Below are 18,267 nucleotides of genomic sequence, written 5' to 3'. Positions count from 1 at the left end.
GGCCTAATCACCCGGCCGTGGGGATTGGGCAGAACAGGGGGAAGGGAGCACACAGGACATGAGCGCAGGACATCGCATGGACCACGGCCGCGCCCCGGTGCTGGAGGCGCTGGCCGCCTACCACGCCCGGGGGCACGTGGCCTTCACCCCGCCCGGCCACAAACAGGGCCGCGGCGTCGACCCCGCGGTGCGGGACGTGCTGGGCGACGGGCTGTTCCGCACCGACGTGCTGGCCGTGGGCGGGCTCGACGACCGCCTGACGCGGCACCAGGTGCTGCGCCACGCCGAGGAGCTGATGGCGGACGCGGTCCACGCGGACCACACGTACTTCAGTACGTGCGGCAGTTCGCTGTCGGTCAAGGCGGCGATGCTGGCGGTCGCCGGGCCGCACGAGAAGCTGGTGGTCGGGCGGGACGCCCACAAGTCGGTGGTCTCCGGGCTGATCCTCGCGGGCATCCGGCCCGTGTGGGTGGACCCGCAGTGGGACGCCGGGCGGCACCTGGCGCACGCCCCGTCGGCGGACGCGTTCGCCCGGGCCCTGGAGGAGCACCCGGACGCACGCGGCGCGCTGGTCACCAGCCCCACCCCGTACGGCACGTGCGCCGACCTCGCGGGGATCGCCGAGGTGTGCCACCGGCGCGGGGTGCCGCTGGTGGTGGACGAGGCGTGGGGTGCGCACCTGCCGTTCCACCCGGACCTGCCGGCGTGGGCGATGGACGCGGGGGCGGACGTGTGCGTGACGAGCGTGCACAAGATGGGCAGCGGCCTGGAGCAGGGCTCGGTGTTCCACCTCCAGGGCGACCTGGTGGACCCGGCGCTGCTGGCCAATCGCGCCGACCTGCTGGGCACGACGAGCCCCTCGGTGCCGGTCCTGGCGTGCCTGGACGGCTGGCGGCGGCAGATGGCGTTGCACGGCCGGGCGCTGCTGGACGGGGCGCTGGAGCTGGCCGGCCGGGTGCGGGAGGCCGTCGGGCGGATCGACGGGCTGCACGTCAACGGCCGTGACGACTTCACGGGCGAGGGGCGGTCGGCCGACCTGGACCCGCTGCCGGTGGTCTTCGAGGTGCCGGGGCTGGGCATCACCGGCTACCGGGCGGCGGACTGGCTGCGCGAGCACCACGGGCTCGGCCTGCACCTGGCCGACCACCGGCGGCTGAGCGCCCAGCTGACGCACGCCGACGACGAGGACACGGTCAAGGCGCTGCTGACGGGGTTGCGGGCGCTGGCGGACCACGCGGCGGAGCTGGGCCCGTGCCCGCAGGTGGACGTACCGCCGCCGCCGGAGCTGCGGCTGGAGCAGGTGTGCCTGCCGCGGGACGCGTGCTTCGGCCGGGTGGAGGACGTACCGGTGGCGGAGGCGCCGGGGCGCGTGGTGGCGGAGATGCTCACGCCGTACCCGCCGGGCATCCCCGCCGCGCTGCCCGGGGAACGGCTGACCGAGCCCGTCCTGCAGTACCTGCGGACGGGTGTGGAGGCGGGGATGTACGTCCCGGACGCGGCGGACGTGCGGCTGCGGACGGTACGGGTGGTGGTGGAGCCGGTCGACGGGTGGGACGCCGCGCGGTGACGCACCGGGTGGACGCCGCCGGGTGACGCCGTCCGGCGGGTCAGGCGCCGGGGCCGGCGCCGAGGTCGTCGCCGAGGGACTCCAGGACCCGGCGCAGCGTGCCGGCGAGGGCGTCGCGCTCGGGGCCGTCGAGGGCGGCGAGCAGTTGCTCCTCGGTGGCCAGGTGGTCGGGCAGGGCCGCGTCGATGACGGCCCTGCCCTCGTCCGTGAGGGCCACCAGCACGCTGCGCCCGTCGGCCTCGCTGGGCAGGCGCCGGACCAGGCCCCGGCCCTCCAGGCGGTCCAGGCGCTGGGTGACGGCACCGGAGGTCACCATCGAGGACCGCATCAGCTCGGCCGGGGTCAGCCGGTGGGGCGGGTCGCTGCGCCGCAGCGTGGCCAGGACGTCGAAGGAGGCGGCGTCGAGGCCGTGGGCGGCGAAGGTGCGGCGCTGGGCCGCGGTGACCAGCCGGCTCAGCCTGGTCAGCCGGCCGAGCACGGCCATGGGGGAGACGTCGAGGTCGGGTCGCTGCCGGCCCCACTGCTCCAGTACGCGGTCGACGTGGTCGGTCACCGGCCCAGTCTAACGATCTCGGGGAATTGTCTTAGCGGTGAGGTATCCGTGAGCGGGCTCACACCGGCCGGCCCTGCCGAACTGTCTTAGCGCTGAGATAAATTGCTTTAGTGCTAAGACACCGCTCGGGTCGCTCCGCCGGCCTTCTCCTCGTCCTCACCACCGCCCTCGCCCCGGCCGTCTGGGGCAGCACCTACCTCGTCACCACCGAACTGCTGCCGCCCGGGCGACCTCTGCTGGCCGCGGTCGTACGGGCGCTGCCCGCCGGGCTGGTGCTGGTCGCCCTCACCCGGCGGCTGCCGCGGGGCATCTGGTGGTGGCGCGCCCTGGTGCTGGGCACCCTCAACATCGGCGCCTTCTTCGCCCTCCTGTTCGTCGCCGCCTACCGGCTGCCCGGCGGAGTGGCGGCCACCATCGGCTCGTTGCAGCCGCTGCTGGCGGCGGGGCTGTCCGCCCTGGTGCTCGGGGAGCGGCTGCGCGCCCGTACGGTGATCGCCGGACTGGCGGGCGTGGCGGGGGTGGCCCTGCTCGTCCTGCGGGCCGGCGCCCGGCTGGACGGGCTCGGCGTCGCCGCGGCGGCCGGCGGTGCCGCGCTGATGGCCACCGGGGTGGTCCTCAGCAAGCGGTGGCCCTCCCCCGCACCCCTCCTGGCGACCACCGGCTGGCAGCTGGTCGCCGGCGGCCTGCTGCTGCTCCCCGTCGCCCTGCTGACCGAGGGGCCGCCGCCGGCCGCCCTGACGGCCGGCAACCTCGCCGGCTACGCCTACCTCTCCGTCGTCGGCACCGCCCTCGCCTACGTCCTGTGGTTCCGCGGCATACGGGCCCTCTCCCCCACCGACGTGGCCTTCCTCGGCCTGCTCAGCCCCGTGGTGGCGACCGCGCTCGGCTGGCTGGTGCTGGGCCAGGACCTGACGCCCGCACAGCTGCTGGGCGCGGGCGTGGTCCTGGGCGCCCTGGTCGCCGCCCAGCTCCGCCGGCAGGACAGGGCCGCGCCGCTGCCGGCACCCGTCCACGACTGAACCCCTCTCACCCCTTCCTCTCACCCTTCTCGCTCAAGGAGTCGTCCCATGCGCATCACCGTCTTCGGAGCTGCCGGCAGCGTCGGCGGCCGGACCGTCGCCGAGGCCCTGGCCCGCGGCCACGAGGTCACCGCCGTCGTCCGCGACCCCGCCCGCTTCCCCCTCCTGCCCGCGGGCGCCCACGCCCGTACCGGCGACGCCTCGGACCCCGGCCGGGTCGCCGAGCTGGCCGCCGGCCAGGACGTGGTGATCAGCGCCACCCGGCCGCGTCCCGGACACGAGGGCGACCTGGTGGCCACGGCGCAGGCCCTGCTGACGGGGCTCGCCGGCACGGACGTGCGCCTGCTGCTCGTCGGCGGCGCGGGCAGCCTGGTCGTGCCCGGCACCGACGGCCGCCAGGTGGCCGACGACCCGCGGTACGTCCCGCCGGCCTGGCGCGACATCGCCCTGGCCTGCTCGGCGCAGCTCGCGGCGTGCCGCGCGGAACAGCAGGTGGACTGGGCCTACGTGAGCCCGCCGGCCCTCCTCGAACCCGGCGAGCGCACCGGCTCCTACCGGCTCGGCGGGGACGAACTGCTCGTCGACGAGGCGGGCCGCTCCGCCATCTCCGTCGAGGACCTCGCCGTCGCCCTCGTCGACGAGGCGGAGCAGGCGCGGCACCGGAGGGCGCGGTTCACGGTGGCGTACTGAGGAGTGAGGAGGGCCGGGCGCGCGGCCGTCAGGAGGTTTCCGTCGCGCGCACCGGGTCGTGGCGGATGTGGTCCGCGGGCAGGCCGAGGGCGGTCAGGCGGGCGACGGTCGCGGCCACCATCCGCGGGGGGCCGCTCACGTACGCCAGGCGCTCGGACCAGTCGTCCTGCTCCCGCAGCGCGTCCGCCACCGTGCCCACGGGGGTGCCCGCCGGGCCCGGTTCGCGGCTGAAGACCGGGACCACGCGCAGCCACGGGCGGCGGCTCTCCAGGTCGGCCAGCCAGCGGGCCTCGTACAGGTCCGCCGGGGAGCGGGCGCCGACGTACAGATCGACCCGGCGGTGACCCTGACGGCGTGCCGCCAGATCCTCCAGCAGCGCCTTGACCGGGGCGAGCCCGGTGCCACCGGCCACCAGCAGCAGGTCGTGCGTCAGGTCGCCGTCGAGCGTGAGGGCGCCCGCCGGCGGGCCCAGCCGGAGCACGTCGCCGACGCGGGTGCGGTCCACCAGCGCCTCGCTGACCCCGCCGGGGCCGGTGCGCCGGACGTGGAACTCCAGCACCTGGTCGGCGCGGGGCGCGCAGGCGATCGAGTACTGCCGCCAGGCGTGCGGCAGCAGCGGGGACGACACGGCGCCGAACTGCCCTGCCCGGTACGGGTACGCCTCGTGGGTGCGGACCCGCAGCACGGCCAGGTCGCCGGCGCGCCGCTCGTGCTCCACGACCTCGCCCTCCCAGGCGGGCGGTTCCGTCAGCGCGGCCTCGGCACCCGCGACCATCAGGTCGACCGCGAAGCGCAGCATGCGCGTCCACGCCTGCTCCAGCTCCGGCGTCCACTCGGGGCCGGCGCAGGCGCGCAGCGCTTGGCACAGCGACACCTCGAACGTCTCGTAGTGCACCGGCCGCACGCCCAGCTTGCGGTGGTCGCGGCCGAGGCGGGTGAAGGTCGCGGCCATCGCCTCGGGGCTGTCGGGCGCCTCGATGAGGTAGCGGAAGATGTGCGCCAGGTGCCGGCGCTGGAACTCCATCGACTCGGGGAACAGCGACCGCAGATAGGGCCAGCGCCGGAACATCACCTCGTAGAGGTGGCCGATGAGCCCGTCGAAGGGCGTCACCAGGTGCAGCCGGCGGGCGATCAGCGCCTGGTCGTCCCGGTCGTAGCGCTGCTTGGGCGTGCCGTCCGGGCGGCCGGCACCGGGCAGGGCCGGGGTGCGCGGGGCCGGGGCGCGGTCGGGGGCCAGGAGCCGGCGGCGCAGCCGCATCGCGTCGTGCCGGGCCAGCAGTGCGTAGTACTCCTCGCCGTGGGGGGTGCTCATCGCGCGGCCGCCTCCGGCGTCGTGCGGCCTCCCGCGCTTAACGGCGCGGGGGCGGCGGTGGGTGGTGCGAGGCGGGGCATGGTGGAGCTCCTGGTCCGGACGTACGGGGGACGGACAGGAGTATGACAACGGGACCCCGGGCCCGTCCGGCCCTGGTCAGGGGGGCCGGACGGCCCTGTACGGGGCCGCGGCGGGAGTGGTATCGGGGCGTCAGTCGTCGGCGCGGGCCCCGGCGCGGCGCTCCTGCCAGCGGAGCAGGGTCTCTTCCAGCTCTTGCTGCATGAAGGCGAAGAGGTCGGCCGTCTCCGTCATCCGCGTCCCGGCGGGGGTGTGGGGGCCGAGGGCGTCCGCGCCCTCGCGCAGCTGCTTCTCCCAGCGCACCAGCAGCTGGTCGCGGCGGGTGAGGGCGGTGGCCATCACGTCGTCGTACAGCCGGTAGCGGTCGCGCCGGGTGCCCGGCTCCCGCTCACGGCCGATCATGCCGGTCTGCGTGAGGTAGCGGACGGCGCCGGAGACCGCGGCGGGGCTGATGCTGAGGGTCTCGGCCAGCTCGGCGGCGGTCATGCTCCCCGCGTCGGAGGCCAGGAGCGCGGAGAAGACGCGGGCCGCCATGCGCTGCATGCCCGCGGCGGTCAGCTCCGCGGCGAAGCGCTCCACGAAGCGCGCCACGGCGGCCTCGTCGCGCTTCTCGTCCCGGTTCCCGTCCTGTCGGCTGCTCATCCGGCCACCCTACCGCTGCTTCACATGGTTCAACTTCTTCTGAGTGTTCACAAAATTCTGAAAGAAGCGTAGCTTCGGAAGCATGACGACGGCAATCTCGGTCTCCGGCCTCCGCAAGTCGTTCGGCCGGACCACCGCGCTGGCGGGCCTGGACCTGGAGGTCGCGACCGGCGAGGTGCACGGTTTCCTGGGCCCCAACGGGGCCGGCAAGTCCACCACCATCCGCGTCCTGCTGGGCCTGCTGCGCGCGGACGGCGGCTCGGCACGGGTGCTGGGCATGGACCCCTGGCGCGACGCGGTCGCGCTCCACCGCCGCCTGGCGTACGTACCGGGCGACGTCACCCTCTGGCGCAATCTGTCCGGCGGCGAGGTCATCGACCTGCTGGTGCGGCTGCGCGGCGGTGCCCGGCCGCGGCGCCGCGCGGAGCTGCTGGAACGCTTCGAGCTGGACCCCACCCGCAAGGGGCGCACGTACTCCAAGGGCAACCGGCAGAAGGTCGCCCTCGTCGCGGCCTTCGCCTCCGACGCCGAGCTGCTCGTCCTGGACGAGCCGACCTCCGGCCTGGACCCGCTGATGGAGGAGACGTTCCGCGCCTGCGTCGCCGAGGAGCGCGCCCGCGGCCGCACCGTCCTGCTCTCCAGCCACGTGCTGGGCGAGGTCGAGGCGCTGTGCGACCGGGTCAGCATCGTCCGCAAGGGCGTCACGGTGGAGTCCGGCACGCTCGCCGAGCTGCGCCACCTCACCCGGACGTCGGTCGCCGCCGACCTGGCCTCCGCACCCGACGGGCTGGCCGGGCTGCCGGCCGTGCACGACCTGGTGGTGCGGGCGCTGCCCGGCGGCGGCCACCACGTCCGGTTGCAGGCGGACTCCGACGCGCTCGACGCCGTCGTACGGCACCTGGCCGCGTGCGGGGTGCGCGGCCTGACCAGCAGCCCGCCGACGCTGGAGGAGCTGTTCCTGCGCCACTACCGGGACGAGCCGGCGGCCGCCGGGGAGGCGGTGGCGCGATGAGCACCGGACTGACGGGCACGGGGACGCTGCTGCGGCTGGCGCTGCGCCGCGACCGGGTGCTGCTGCCCGGCTGGGTGCTGGTGACCGTGCTCACCGTCACGGCCACCGCCAACGCCTTCCGGACGCTGTACGACACGGCGGCGTCCCGGGCGGACGTGGCCCGGTCGGCGGGGGCGAACGCCTCCGTCCGGGCCCTGTACGGGCCGGTGTTCGGCGACACGCCCGGCGGGCTGGTGGCGTGGCGCATCGTGGTGATCGGCGGAGTGCTCGCCGCCGTCATGAGCATGGTCGTGGTGGTGCGGCACACCCGAGAGGAGGAGGAGACGGGGCGTCAGGAGCTGCTCTCCGCAGGTGTGGTGGGACGCCGGGCCCCGCTGACCGCGGCGCTGCTGGCCGCGGTCGTGGCCGACGCCGCCGTCGCCCTGCTGGCGGCGGCGGGCCTGGCGGGCGCCGGGCTGCCCGGCGGCGGGGCCCTCGCCCTGGGCCTGGCGCTCGGCGCCACGGGCCTGTTCTTCGCGGGCGTCGCGGCCGTGACGGCCCAGCTGACCGAGAGCGCGCGGGCGGCGCGCGGTGCGGCCGGTGCCGTGCTGGGGCTGGCGTACCTGCTGCGCGCGGCGGGCGACGCGGGCGCGGAGGGAGGCCGTTCTCCGCTGCTGTGGGCCTCTCCCCTGGGCTGGGCCGAGCAGGTCCGGGCGTTCGCCGGTGACCGGTGGTGGGTGGTGCTCCTGCCGGCCGGTACGGCCGCGGTGGGGGCCGGCGCCGCCTACGTCCTGACGGGGTGGCGGGACACGGGAGCGAGCCTGGTGGCGGCGCGGCCCGGCCGGGCGGCGGCCCCACGGACGCTGGGCGGGGCCCACGGCCTGGCCTGGCGGCTCCAGCGCGGCACGCTCCTGGCCTGGCTGTGCGGCTTCGCCGTGGCCGGTGCGCTCTTCGGGGCGCTCGCCGACGGCGCCGCCGACCTGGTCGGCGACAACCCGGGCACCCGCGAGATCGTCGAGCGGATGGGTGGCCGGCAGGGGCTGACGAATGCGCTGCTGGCGGCGATGACGGGCCTGCTGGGCATGGTGGCCGCGCTGTACGGCGTCGGCAGCGTGCTCCGGCTGCGGGCCGAGGAGACGGCCGGCCGTGCCGAATCCGTGCTGGCCGGCGCGGTGAGCCGGCTGCGGTGGGCCGCCGGGCATCTGCTGCTCGCCTTCCTGGGCGCGGCGCTGCTGCTGCTCGTCGGCGGCCTGGCGATGGCCCTGGGATACGGGGCCCAGGCCGGTGACGTGGGCGCACGGCTCGGGCCGCTGACGGGGGCGGCCCTCGCCCAGCTGCCGGCGGTGTGGGTGCTGACGGCGGTGGCGGTGCTGCTGGCCGGCGCGCTGCCGCGGGCCGCGGCGGCGGCGTGGGCGGTGGCGGGCGCCTGCCTGGCGCTGGGCTGGCTGGGCCCGGCGCTGAAGCTGCCGCAGGCGGTGCTGGACCTCTCGCCGTTCGGGCACCTGCCCAAGCTGCCGGGGGCGGAGGTCACGGCGGCGCCGTTCGTCTGGCTGTCGGTGCCGGCGGTCCTGCTCACGGTCGTGGGGCTGGCGGCGCTGCGGCGCCGCGACGTGTCGGGGTGAGAGGCCCCGGCCCGGCGCCGGGGGCGTTGTCAGGGGTGCGGGATAAGGTCCCTTCCACGGTTACGGACAGCGATATCTGCAACGGGATCCACAGGGGGACCTGCCATGAGCAGCACGGACAACGGCGGCACGTACGAGGGGTTCACGGCCGAGGAGCGGGCCGCGATGAAGGATCACGCGCATGAGGTGAAGAAGGCGGCGCGGCGCATGTCGCGGGCCGACAAGGCGGCGGAGGCGGAGCGCGACGTGCTGGCGAAGATCGCCGAGATGCAGGACGCGGACCGGGTGATGGCCGAGCGCGTCCACGCCGTGGTCACGGCCAGTGCCCCCGCCCTCGCGCCGAAGCTCTGGTACGGGATGCCGGCGTACGCGCTGGACGGGAAGGTCGTCTGCTTCTTCCAGAGCGCCGGGAAGTTCAAGGCGCGCTACGCGACGCTCGGTTTCAGCGACCAGGCGCGGCTGGACGACGGCCCGATGTGGCCGGCCGCTTTCGCCCTGACCGAGGTGACGCCCGAGGTGGAGGAGCGGATCGCCGCGCTCGTGAAGCGCGCGGTGGGCTAGGCGTCAGCCCCCAGGGGCAGCCCCCTAGGGGGTCTTTCCCTCCTCCGGGGCCGGGGCGGTGTCCAGCGTCGCCAGGTAGGCCAGGTCACGGGCCGTCACGCCCTCGGGCACCGGCACCGGGGGCGGGGTGCGCAGGGGCGGCTGCCAGCCGCGGTCCGGGTCCCAGGAGCGGACCGGGCGGGCCGGGGCGCCGGCGACGACCGTGTGGTCGGGCACCTCGCCGCGGACCACGGACCCGGCGGCCACCACCACGTTGCGGCCCAGGCGGGCGCCGGGCAGGATCACCGCGCCGGTGCCGATCCAGCTGCCGGGGCCGATCTCGACCGGTTGGCTGCGCGGCCACTGCTTGCCTATGGGCGTGTCGGGGTCGTCGTAGCTGTGGTTCGTGGTGGTGAGGTAGACGCCGGGCCCGAAGTAGCAGTCGTCGCCGACCGTCAGGCGCACGTCGGCGACGATGTGGCTGCCGCGGCCCAGGACGACGCCGTTGCCCAGGGTCACGACGGGGTCGCGGCCCAGGTCGAGGCCCGGCATCATGCCGGCGGTCAGGGTGACGTCCCGGCCGATGATGCAGTGGTCGCCCAGCTCGATCCAGGGTTCGCCGAAGATGGTGCCCTGGGGGAAGGCGAGCCGGGTGCCGGTGCCGATGCGCCGGAAGCGGTACGGGCCCGGGCACTCGGCCGAGACCGCGCCGGTCTCGCGCACCCAGCGCGCCGCCCGGTGCACGAGCCGGGAGGCGGTGCGGCGCCGCAGGGCCGCGAGATTCGGGAACAGGGTCTGCTTCGTCCGCACCCGCCCACCGTACTCAGCGCCCCGGCCGGCGGTTTCCGGCCGGGGCTGTGATCTTCACCCCACGCGCCGGGTCACTCGGTGTCCGGTGCGGCGTCGGGTGCGGTGTCGGGCGCGGTCAGTTCCTCGGCGAGGGGGGCTCGTACGGAGAACTCGCCCCGGGCCTCGTGCGGGATCTCGTCCCGGACGTAGGCCGCGGTTCTGCCGAGCTCGTCCACGGGCAGGGACCGCGCCGAGGCGAGTCCGGTGACCCGGTCGGTGAGCGCGCCGCCGGGCCGCTCGGCGGGCTGCTGCGCGGGCTGCTGCGCGGCCGGTGCCGCGGCCCCCTCCGCCTGGGCGGTGCCGGCGGCCAGGGCCAGACCGCCGGTGGCGAGCAGGAGCGACGAGGCGGCGACGCGCGTCAGAGAGTTCTTCATGCCGTGTCCAACGAGACCGCGGGACATCCGACACGAAAGCCGCTTCCCCTCTTGTTCAGGGGCAGTTCACCACGTGACGGGCAGGGATTCCGGGCCGCGGTTGATCGAGCCGCGCCGCCAGCGCATCTCCGCCTCGGGCACCGCGAGCCGCAGCCGGGGGAACCGGCCGAGCAGCGTGCCGAGCATCACCTCCGCCTCCATGCGGGTCAGCAGCGCGCCCACGCAGTAGTGCGGACCGTGCCCGAAGGAGAGGTTGGGCGCCTCGTCCCGGTCCAGGTCGAGCCGGTCGGGGCCGGTGAAGACGCCGGGGTCGCGGTTGGCGGCCAGGTACGAGACGTAGACGGCCTCCCCGGCCCGGATCTCCACGTCGCCCACCGCGAGGTCCTCGGTGGCGATGCGGGGCAGGCCCACGCCGTTGCGGTGCGGGATCCAGCGCAGCAGCTCCTCCACCGCCCGCGGCAGCAGCCCGGGCTCCGCCCGCAGCCGGTCCGCGAGACCGGGGTGCGTGAGCAGCGCGTACACCATGTTGGAGACCTGGTTGCGCACCGCGTCCATGCCGTTGAGCACCAGCATCACGGCCAGCGAGACCAGCTCCTGCAGGCTGAGGCCGCCCTCGCCGTGGGCGGTCACGAGGGCGCTGTAGAGGTCGTCGGCGGGGTGCTCGGCACGGTGCCGGGCCAGCTCGCGGAAGTAGCGGGCGATCTCGCCCTTGACCGCGTCGCTCTCCTCCTGCGAGTGGTTGCTGGAGAGGATGACGGAGCGCCAGCGCTGCATCAGGGGGAGGTCGTCGGGCGGTACGCCGAGCAGTTCGCCGATGAGCTGGGCCGGCAGCGGGCCGGTGAAGCACTCGGCCAGGTCGGCGGGCGGGCCCTGGGCGGTCATGCCCGACGCCATGGCGTCGGCGAGCTCCTGGGCCCGGGGGCGGAGCGCGGCCACCCGTTTGCGGCCGAAGGTGAGGGCGACCAGGCGGCGCAGCCGCGTGTGGTCGGGCGGGTCGGTGCGGCCGATGCCGCCGGCGGGGGCCACCACGTGCGGGGTCATGCTGGTGACGGGCCGGTCGACCGTCAGGGCGCGGCTCAGCCGCGGGTCGGCGGCGACCTCCTTGACGTCCTCGTAGCGTGTGGCGAGCCAGGCGTGGCCCTCGCCGAAGCGCATCCGGATGCGGGCGAGGGGTTCCTCGCGCAGCAGGCGGTGCAGCAGCGGGTCGAACCGCAGGGCGGGCAGGTGCTCCACCGGCCAGTCGTGCACGGTGGCGCCCGGCCGGCGGGCGGGGCAGGTCATGGGGTCGCTCCCTCGGTGGCCGTCGTGCGGGCGCCGCCGGGGCGCCGGCCGTACGAAGGGAATATTCCCCCGGGAAAGCGGCACTCCCCCGCGTTCAGGGAATGCACCCGCACGGGTGAGCACGGGGGAACGCCGGTGGAGCAGTCACCGGGAAGCGGCCCCGGGCGGAGCCGCTCCGGGGCCGCTCCGGGGCCGGTTCCGGGCGGTTCAGTACCGCAGGACGGCTGCCATCCGGTCCTCCTCGGCGAGCGTGTCGTCCGGCACGAACGCGATGTCGGCTCCGCAGCCGAGGGCCGCCTCCACGATCTCGTCGATCACGTCCTCGTGGATGGAGGGGTCGGCCGACAGCGACTCGGCCGGCGGCTCGACCCGTACGGGGTGGCCGCCGTTGCCGTCGACGCGCGCGGCGATGCGGAAGTGGTCCTCGACCGCCAGCAGGGCCACCCGGCCCTCCCGGACGGTCCGCCAGATCTCGTCCAGCCCGGAGGTGAAGAGGCGCTGCCCCCGCGCGTCGCCGAGCCGGCGCAGCACCTCCCCGCTGCGCGTGGCGCGCCTGCGTTCGAAGGCGGGCCGCAGCAGTTCCAGCAGCTCGGCCGGTTTGCACCCCGCGACGCTGCCGTTCTCCACCCGGTGGACCGTGAGGCCGGGGCGGGCGGGCAGCAGCTTCTCGAGCTGTGCGACGGACTCGCGCAGGCCCACGACGTACAGCGGCCGCGGCTCGCGGTCCAGGACGGGCGCGAGGACGCCGACGACGCCGCGCAGGTACTGGCGTTCCCGCTCGACGTGCGACTCCTCGCGGGGCGACGTGGGGTGGTTGCCGACCTTGTCGAAGTTGCGGCCGGGCAGCGCGTCCTGGTGGTCGGGGATCTCGGGTTTGACGGGGAAGCCGCCGGTGGTGACCTCGGTGAGGGTCTCCCCCGCCCCGTCCCACAGCCGCGTCCCCGACTCGGACAGGGCCAGCGCCCAGTACGGCTCCTCCTGGAGGCGGGCGGCGACGAGGTTGCGGGTGAGGAACGTGTCGGAGATGACGACTCGCTGGGGCACGGTGCGCGGCAGGTACCAGATCTGGTGCTCGCCCGGGGCGACGAGGACCAGCAGGCCGTCGCCGGAGTGGGTGAGGTCGACCTCGGAGGCCGCCTGGTCCAGGCGCGCCTCGACGTCCATGCGGGCGGTGCGCGCCGCGCGGGTGTCGTCGGCGAGCCGCCGTTTGGCCTCGGCGACGGTGTTGCGCAACCGGACGGGGTCCTCGGGGCTGTAGGGGGACCGCCGGTTGGTGGGGAGCTGGAGCGACACCGCCGGATACTCGCGCTTGCGCCGCAGTTCACGGAGCGTCTCGTCGGTCAGTGCGCCGATGTCCATGTCGTCTCATCCTCCTGCGGGGCCCACGGCTGTCTTCAGGTGACCAGAGCCGTGCCCGCGCGGCCAGTCGTACGCGGCCGGTCGGGGCAACGGCCGGAAACGAGCGGTTACCCACCCCGTCGGCGGTCATGGGTACCCGCCGGGAGCCGTTGTGTGCGCACTCTGGACCCGGGGCGCCGGGTCGGCCACACTCGCCCCATGCGCTGGACTGACATCGACCGCATCGCGGCGGGCCTCGCCGAGCAGCACCCCGGCACCCGGCCGCTGTCCCTGCAACCGCTGGAGGTGCGCGACCGGGCGGCGGCGCTCGGCGGATTCACCGACGACCCCACCCGCTGCAACGCGCGCATACTGGAGTCGATCCAGCTCGCGTGGAGCGACCGGGTGGCGGGCCGGAGCAGAAGCGTGTCCGGCACTTCGTGACCTGACGCCCCGGCGGCTCAGCCGCGGCCCAGGGCCTGGCGGCGCAGCCGGCCCGGGGTGGTGTCGAGGCGCTCCCGGAGCAGCGTGGTGAGCGTGGTGGCGCTCTCGTAACCGACCCGGCGGGCCACCGTCTCGGTCGGCAGACTGGTCGTGCGCAGCAGGTGCGCGGCCTGCTCCAGCCGGATGCGCTGGGCGAGGCGCAGCGGCGAGACGCCCAGGACCCGGTCGACGGCGCGCTGGAGGGTGCGCTCGGCCGCGCCCAGGGCGCGGGCCGCGTCGGCCACCCGCAGGGGCTGGTCGAGGTGGGCGCGGACCCAGCGCTCGTAGGCGCCGACGGTGGGGTCGGTCCTGGCCAGGTGGCTGGTGACGGCGTAACCGGCCTGCCGGGTCCGGTGGTCGGCGAGCAGGTAGCGCGCGGTGAGGTCGGCGAGCTCCGGGCCGGCCTCCCGGACGAGGAACAGGGCGAGGTCCAGGTGTGCCATGCCCGCGCCCGCGGTGGTGATGCCCGCGGCGTGGGTGAGCAGGCGTGTCTCGTCGAGGGCCACCTGGGGGTGGCGCTGCCGGAAGAGGGGTGCGAGCCACCAGCTGGTGGTGGCCGGCAGCCCGTCGAGCACACCGGTCTCGGCCAGCAGGAACGTGCCCGTGCAGGCCGCCGCGAGCCGTACGCCGTCGGCGCGGGCCTGGCGGACGGTCTCCCGTACCGGGCCCAGGCGGGGCGAGCCGGCCCAGGCCGTGAGCTGCCCGGCGTGCCGGTGGGCGACGCCCGGCACCACGAGCACGGCCGGCTTCCCGGCGGCCTCGGGGGTGACCGTCTCCACCAGATGCCCGGCGGCGGTGCGGACGGGGCGGCCGCCAGGGCTGACGCAGGTCACGCGGTAGGGCGGCGGGGGGCGGTCGAGTTCGTCGCGCAGTTCGCCGGCGGTCCGCAGCACGTCGAGCACCGCGGAGAGCCCGGAGTCGAAGACCCCGTCCATGACGAGCACCGAAACGTCCATGGCGATCACGGTAGGCGACGTGCCGGTCACTTCCCGGAACGGCATGATGAACGCCTCGTAGGTTCATCACACCGACCGACCTCCCTCCCCCTCGGCCGGGTGGACCGAGGACCTCCGGCCGAGACCCGGGGACCGAGGGGCGCGTGGGACCTCCGGTGCAGGACCTGCGACCGTTACGCGACGAGCCGTCAGCGGCCTAGCCTCACGGGCATGGAGACGACCGGCACACTCGACGAAGCCCTGCTCCGGCTGCACCGCTCCGGCCCCGAGTTCCAGGGGTACCTCAGCAACCACGGCCCGATGGCCGTCGAGGCCATGGTCCGGCGCGGCCACGCCCCCGCCGTGCACCGCTGGCTCGACGACTACGCGACCCGCCTGGAGGACGCGCCCCGGCCGCACGCGCCCCTCACCGACGCCACCTGGCGGGAGGCCCTGGGCGATCCGTCCCGGCTCGCCGACTGGGTCGCATACTTCTCCCGGCTCACGGCCGAGCGGCCCTGGCGCGACGTGCTCGCCACGTGGTGGCCGCGGCTGCTGCCCGGCATCGCCGGCGCCGCCACCCACCCGGCGATCCGGACCGGGCACGCCGTACGGGCCCTGCTCACGGACGGCGAGGACGCGCCGCGCGTGGCCGAACTGGCGTACGCGCTGGGCTACTGGGCCGCCCGGCACGTCCCGCTGCCGGTGGACGTACGGCCCTCCGGCGACGCGGAGCCCCGGGACGTCCTGCCCGCACTCCCGCGCCTCGCCGACACCCACCTCATGCCGCTCAAGGGGCTGGCGCTGCTGCCCGGCACGCCCGGCTGGCCCGAGGCGGTGGCCTCCGTCGCCGTCCCCACGCGCCCCGCGGACGTCCCCGCGGCCCTGGCCGCGCTGGTGGAGGCGGCCACCCTCCACTACGGGGAGCGCGGCCACGGCAACCCCGTGATGCTGGTGCACGCGGCCACCGCGCCCAACGCCGTGCTGCGTACGCTGCCCGCGCTGCCCGAGGAGCAGTGGATACCGTCGCTCACGGTGGCGTGGGCGGCGACCGCCGCCCTGACCTCCCTGTACTCCGCCGGTACGCCCCGTCCCCTGCCCGCCGCGCCGGGCCTGACGGCCGAGGAGGTCTTCGCCGAGGCGGTGGCCCACGGCGACGCGCACGTCGTCAAGTTCGCCGACACCGCGCTGGACGTGGCCGCCGCCGCGCCGGACGGCGACGGCCGGGCCCTGGCGGCGGCGCTGAACGCCGTGCGGCTGATCGGGCAAGGAGAGGACTGACGGCGGCCGGCCGGGGGCGGCGGGTCAGCCCTTGCCCTTGGCGGGCTCGCCCGGGGTGTTGCGGATGGTGGCCGTCAGGCCGGCGGTGACGTTGCGCGTGGTCAGCCGGTACGGCCCGAAGACGCGCGCGGCCGTCAGGCGGAAGCCCTCCGGAACGGCCGTCTCCCGCAGGTAGTACGTGCCGAGCGGCAGGCCCGGGAAGGTGCAGCGGCCCGCGGGGTCGGTGGCGCAGCCGGCGACGACGCGCAGGTCCGCACGGGCCGTCGTCTGGAGGCCGGGCCGGCCGTTGGTCTCCCGCCACAACTCGAACACCGCGCCCTGCAAGGGCCGTCCGGTGCGGGTGTTCCGTTTGACCAGGCGGATGGTGCCGAGCGGGGCGCGGGGGTCGGCGACCGTGACGGTGATGCCGCGGGCCGCGTTGCCGGTGGTGAGGGCGAACGGCCGGGTCACGTTGACGGCGTTCTTGAGGTAGCCGGGCGGGGCCTGGACCTCCTGCCAGTAGTAGGTGCCGGGGTCCACGGCGCGGCGGCAGGTGCCGCGGGCGTCGGTGACGCACACCGCGCCGGCCCGCCGGTCGGCCCCCGGCCCGGCCGCCTGGAGGCCCGGCTTGCGGTTGGTCTCGCGCCACAGCTGGAAGCGGGCCCCGGCCAGCGGCCGGCCCGTGGCGGCGTCCTTCTTCACCACCGTCACCTGGCCCCGCACCTGGGCGGCCGCCGGGCCGGCGGCGCCGCAGGAGGGCAGGTCGCCGGTGAAGGGGAGGGCGTGGAACTGCGGCGCTCCCCCGGCTCCCGGGCCGGAGGTGTGGGTGAGCGAACCGGCGGTGTAGAAGCGCCCGTTCATGCCGGCGGCGCGGACGGTGCTCTCCCCGGCCGGGTTGCCGGCCAGGACGCTGCCCTGGAACTGTCCCGGGCCCCGGAAGTCCGCCCGGCCGGCGTCGGGGAGGTTCCACAGCAGGCGCTCGCGCAGCCGGCCGGGGCCGGCGGCCGGCGCGCCGTCGCGGACGCTCACCACCCGTGCCGGGCCGGTCAGGTTGACCAGCACCGTCGCGGACGGCGGTACGGCGGTGAACCGGATGCCCTGGGGGGCGCCGCCGGGGCCGGTGAGGTCGAAGCCGACGTCGAAGACCTGGAGGGCGGACCTGCCGTCGCCGGTGAAGACCGTCTCGGCGCCGGTGTTGCGGGCGGTGCCGGTGGTGCGGCGGGCGTGCCCGTCGGCGCCGCGGGCGTAGCAGCGGCTGGCCGCCGCGAGGTCCTGGCGCAACCGGGCGTAGGGGCGGGCGGCGGCGGGGTCGGTGACGCTCCGGCCGAGGACGGTGCCGGTGGCGGGGCCGGCGTGCCGGACGGTGCCACGGGCAGCCTCCAGGCGCCGGCCGGGCGCGACGGTCAGGGCCTGCCCGGTGGTGAGGAAGTCGGCGCCGTCGGAGGGCGGGGTGCGGGTGCCGGAGCCGGTGTTGCCGACGCTGTAGCGGCCGTCGCCGCCGGTCGTGCGCAGGTCGAAGGCGCCGAGGGCGACGACGCGGCCCTCGGCGGCGCGGGCGGTGCCGCGTACCCGGAAGTCGCCGCCCGTGAAGACGTTGACGTTGTCGTCGCGGCCGGCGAACGCGCCCGTGCCGGCGGCCGGGTGGCCGGTGGGGCAGCTGCCGGGCAGGCAGGGGCCGAGGCCGCCGGGCAGCGGGGTGGCTCCGGCGGGCAGGACCAGGCCGGCGAGGACCGTGGCGCACGTGGCGCCGGCCAGGGCGGTGCGGCGCCAGGCGGTGCTGCCGGGGCGGCGGCGGGAGGGGGCGGGGGGCCGGCCCTGGGCTGTGCTCACGGTGTCCTCGCCTGTCGCTCGTCGGGGAGCGGACGCCGCACGGGATCGTGCTGTCGACGAAGCCGTCACGACGGTCCGACGGTCCGATCCGACTATGACGGGCCGTCACCGGTGAACATCTCGTCCGATAGTCGGCGCGCCGGGCGGTGCCCCGATCGGCGGAGGGGTCAGGTGCCGGGCTTGCGGCCCCAGACGTGGACGAAGTCGCCGACGACGAGGAGGTCCCACAGGCGCTGGGCGTCGGCGACGGTGAGGTTGACGCAGCCGCCCGAGCCGCCCCCGCCGTAGAGGCTGCCGCGGTGGCCGTGGAGGGCCTGGCCGCCGTTGAAGAACTGGGCGTAGGGCATGGGCGCGTTGGCGTAGATCGTGGAGACGTGGTTCTTGTGTTTCCAGTAGATCGTGTGGGTGCCGGTGCGCGTGGTCTGGCCGGCGCGTCCGGTGCGCACGGGGACGGGCCCGTAGAGCACCGTCCGGCCCTTCTGCGTCTTCGCCTTGTTCACCCACAGCAGCTGGCGGGTGAGGTCGACGCACGCCACCCTGCGGCTGCGGAGGGGGCAGGCGCCGGAGGCGTTGGGGTTGCGGCGGGCCTGGGCCACGAGGACGGCGCGGTAGGTGGCGAGGCCGGCGTAGCCGTTGGCGGGGGTGACGTGTTCGCGGCGCTGGAAGGCGGCGATGGCCCGGCAGTCGGCGACGGACTGCCGGCCGTCCTGGGGCAGCTTCAGGTAGGCCTCCAGCTGCCACTGGTACGGGCCGGTGCCCGCCGTGCACGGGGGCGCCGGTGCGGCCGGCCCGGCGGCGCCGGCGGCGGTGCCCGCCCAGACGGTGGCGGCGGCCAGCAGCAGCCCGGCCGGCAGGGTGCCGCGGCGGGCCCGGCGCCCGGCGTGCGGTGTGCTCATGGTCGAC

General features: G+C 76.0%; 18 protein-coding genes. 8 read left to right on the top strand and 10 right to left on the bottom strand.

What is annotated here, in order from left to right; translation table 11 throughout:
• Nucleotides 1-76: 76 nt before the first annotated feature.
• Complete coding sequence (locus IE305_RS23095; protein WP_190131670.1) at nucleotides 77-1,567, top strand: aminotransferase class I/II-fold pyridoxal phosphate-dependent enzyme; 1,491 nt, start codon at nucleotides 77-79, stop codon at nucleotides 1,565-1,567.
• A 40-nt stretch (nucleotides 1,568-1,607) separates the two neighbouring features.
• Here IE305_RS23095 and IE305_RS23090 read toward each other — a convergent pair whose 3' ends face one another.
• On the bottom strand, nucleotides 1,608-2,120 hold the full coding sequence (locus IE305_RS23090; protein ID WP_190131601.1) for a MarR family winged helix-turn-helix transcriptional regulator: 513 nt from the start codon (nucleotides 2,118-2,120) through the stop codon (nucleotides 1,608-1,610).
• 110 nt (nucleotides 2,121-2,230) lie between these two features.
• On the opposite strand from IE305_RS23090, the gene IE305_RS23085 reads away from it, so the two are divergent.
• Nucleotides 2,231-3,139: an EamA family transporter gene (locus IE305_RS23085; protein WP_190131600.1), complete on the top strand. Its 909-nt coding sequence runs from the start codon at nucleotides 2,231-2,233 to the stop codon at nucleotides 3,137-3,139.
• A gap of 48 nt (nucleotides 3,140-3,187) precedes the next feature.
• Nucleotides 3,188-3,829, top strand: a complete 642-nt coding sequence (locus IE305_RS23080) for an NAD(P)-dependent oxidoreductase (RefSeq protein ID WP_190131599.1) — start codon at nucleotides 3,188-3,190, stop codon at nucleotides 3,827-3,829.
• Between the two features lie 28 nt (nucleotides 3,830-3,857).
• Here the strand turns inward: IE305_RS23080 and IE305_RS23075 are convergent, their stop codons facing one another.
• Together IE305_RS23075 and IE305_RS23070 are read right to left on the bottom strand one after the other, a co-directional pair.
• Entirely contained in the window at nucleotides 3,858-5,141 is a 1,284-nt protein-coding gene (locus IE305_RS23075) for a globin domain-containing protein (protein WP_190131598.1), read from the bottom strand.
• Nucleotides 5,142-5,351: 210 nt separating this feature from the next.
• The gene (locus IE305_RS23070) at nucleotides 5,352-5,861 is read right to left on the bottom strand and encodes a GbsR/MarR family transcriptional regulator (RefSeq protein ID WP_190131597.1); all 510 of its coding nucleotides are present in this window, start codon (nucleotides 5,859-5,861) and stop codon (nucleotides 5,352-5,354) included.
• An 82-nt stretch (nucleotides 5,862-5,943) separates the two neighbouring features.
• Here IE305_RS23070 and IE305_RS23065 point away from each other — a divergent pair, with 82 nt between their 5' ends.
• The 3 genes from IE305_RS23065 to IE305_RS23055 all read left to right on the top strand — a co-directional run bounded on the left by IE305_RS23065 (nucleotide 5,944) and on the right by IE305_RS23055 (nucleotide 9,035).
• Nucleotides 5,944-6,873 (top strand): ABC transporter ATP-binding protein, encoded by a 930-nt coding sequence (locus IE305_RS23065; RefSeq protein ID WP_190131596.1) that lies wholly within the window; start codon nucleotides 5,944-5,946, stop codon nucleotides 6,871-6,873.
• On the top strand, nucleotides 6,870-8,474 hold the full coding sequence (locus tag IE305_RS23060) for an ABC transporter permease (RefSeq protein ID WP_190131595.1): 1,605 nt from the start codon (nucleotides 6,870-6,872) through the stop codon (nucleotides 8,472-8,474). Before IE305_RS23065 ends, IE305_RS23060 begins: the two co-directional genes overlap by 4 nt.
• Nucleotides 8,475-8,579: 105 nt before the next feature.
• Nucleotides 8,580-9,035, top strand: a complete 456-nt coding sequence (locus IE305_RS23055; RefSeq protein ID WP_190131594.1) for an iron chaperone — start codon at nucleotides 8,580-8,582, stop codon at nucleotides 9,033-9,035.
• A 24-nt stretch (nucleotides 9,036-9,059) separates the two neighbouring features.
• On the opposite strand, the gene IE305_RS23050 is transcribed toward IE305_RS23055, so the two are convergent.
• The 4 genes from IE305_RS23050 to IE305_RS23035 all read right to left on the bottom strand — a co-directional run bounded on the left by IE305_RS23050 (nucleotide 9,060) and on the right by IE305_RS23035 (nucleotide 12,877).
• The gene (locus IE305_RS23050) at nucleotides 9,060-9,824 is read right to left on the bottom strand and encodes an acyltransferase (RefSeq protein WP_190131593.1); all 765 of its coding nucleotides are present in this window, start codon (nucleotides 9,822-9,824) and stop codon (nucleotides 9,060-9,062) included.
• Between the two features lie 71 nt (nucleotides 9,825-9,895).
• Entirely contained in the window at nucleotides 9,896-10,237 is a 342-nt protein-coding gene (locus IE305_RS23045; protein WP_190131592.1) for a hypothetical protein, read from the bottom strand.
• 66 nt (nucleotides 10,238-10,303) lie between these two features.
• Complete coding sequence (locus IE305_RS23040) at nucleotides 10,304-11,518, bottom strand: cytochrome P450 (RefSeq protein WP_190131591.1); 1,215 nt, start codon at nucleotides 11,516-11,518, stop codon at nucleotides 10,304-10,306.
• Between the two features lie 207 nt (nucleotides 11,519-11,725).
• A complete protein-coding gene (locus tag IE305_RS23035; RefSeq protein ID WP_190131590.1) occupies nucleotides 11,726-12,877 on the bottom strand; it encodes a baeRF3 domain-containing protein in 1,152 nt (383 codons plus the stop codon).
• Between the two features lie 198 nt (nucleotides 12,878-13,075).
• Between IE305_RS23035 and iscX the strand changes: the two genes are divergently transcribed.
• Nucleotides 13,076-13,300, top strand: coding sequence for a Fe-S cluster assembly protein IscX (iscX, locus tag IE305_RS23030; RefSeq protein ID WP_190131589.1), 225 nt, complete (start codon nucleotides 13,076-13,078; stop codon nucleotides 13,298-13,300).
• A gap of 17 nt (nucleotides 13,301-13,317) precedes the next feature.
• On the opposite strand, the gene IE305_RS23025 is transcribed toward iscX, so the two are convergent.
• Nucleotides 13,318-14,295, bottom strand: coding sequence for a GlxA family transcriptional regulator (locus tag IE305_RS23025; RefSeq protein ID WP_190131588.1), 978 nt, complete (start codon nucleotides 14,293-14,295; stop codon nucleotides 13,318-13,320).
• A 210-nt stretch (nucleotides 14,296-14,505) separates the two neighbouring features.
• Here IE305_RS23025 and IE305_RS23020 point away from each other — a divergent pair, with 210 nt between their 5' ends.
• On the top strand, nucleotides 14,506-15,555 hold the full coding sequence (locus tag IE305_RS23020; protein WP_190131587.1) for a questin oxidase family protein: 1,050 nt from the start codon (nucleotides 14,506-14,508) through the stop codon (nucleotides 15,553-15,555).
• Nucleotides 15,556-15,579: 24 nt separating this feature from the next.
• Here the strand turns inward: IE305_RS23020 and IE305_RS23015 are convergent, their stop codons facing one another.
• Both IE305_RS23015 and IE305_RS23010 read right to left on the bottom strand, forming a co-directional pair.
• A complete protein-coding gene (locus IE305_RS23015) occupies nucleotides 15,580-17,364 on the bottom strand; it encodes a choice-of-anchor A family protein (protein ID WP_190131586.1) in 1,785 nt (594 codons plus the stop codon).
• Nucleotides 17,365-17,531: 167 nt separating this feature from the next.
• Nucleotides 17,532-18,260, bottom strand: coding sequence for a L,D-transpeptidase (locus IE305_RS23010; RefSeq protein ID WP_190131585.1), 729 nt, complete (start codon nucleotides 18,258-18,260; stop codon nucleotides 17,532-17,534).
• Nucleotides 18,261-18,267 lie beyond the last annotated feature (7 nt).

The organism is Streptomyces mashuensis, from assembly GCF_014654785.1.
Classification (GTDB): domain Bacteria; phylum Actinomycetota; class Actinomycetes; order Streptomycetales; family Streptomycetaceae; genus Streptomyces; species Streptomyces mashuensis.
Note: the sequence above shows the minus strand (reverse complement) of the source record. Positions and strands in the feature narration are given on the sequence as shown.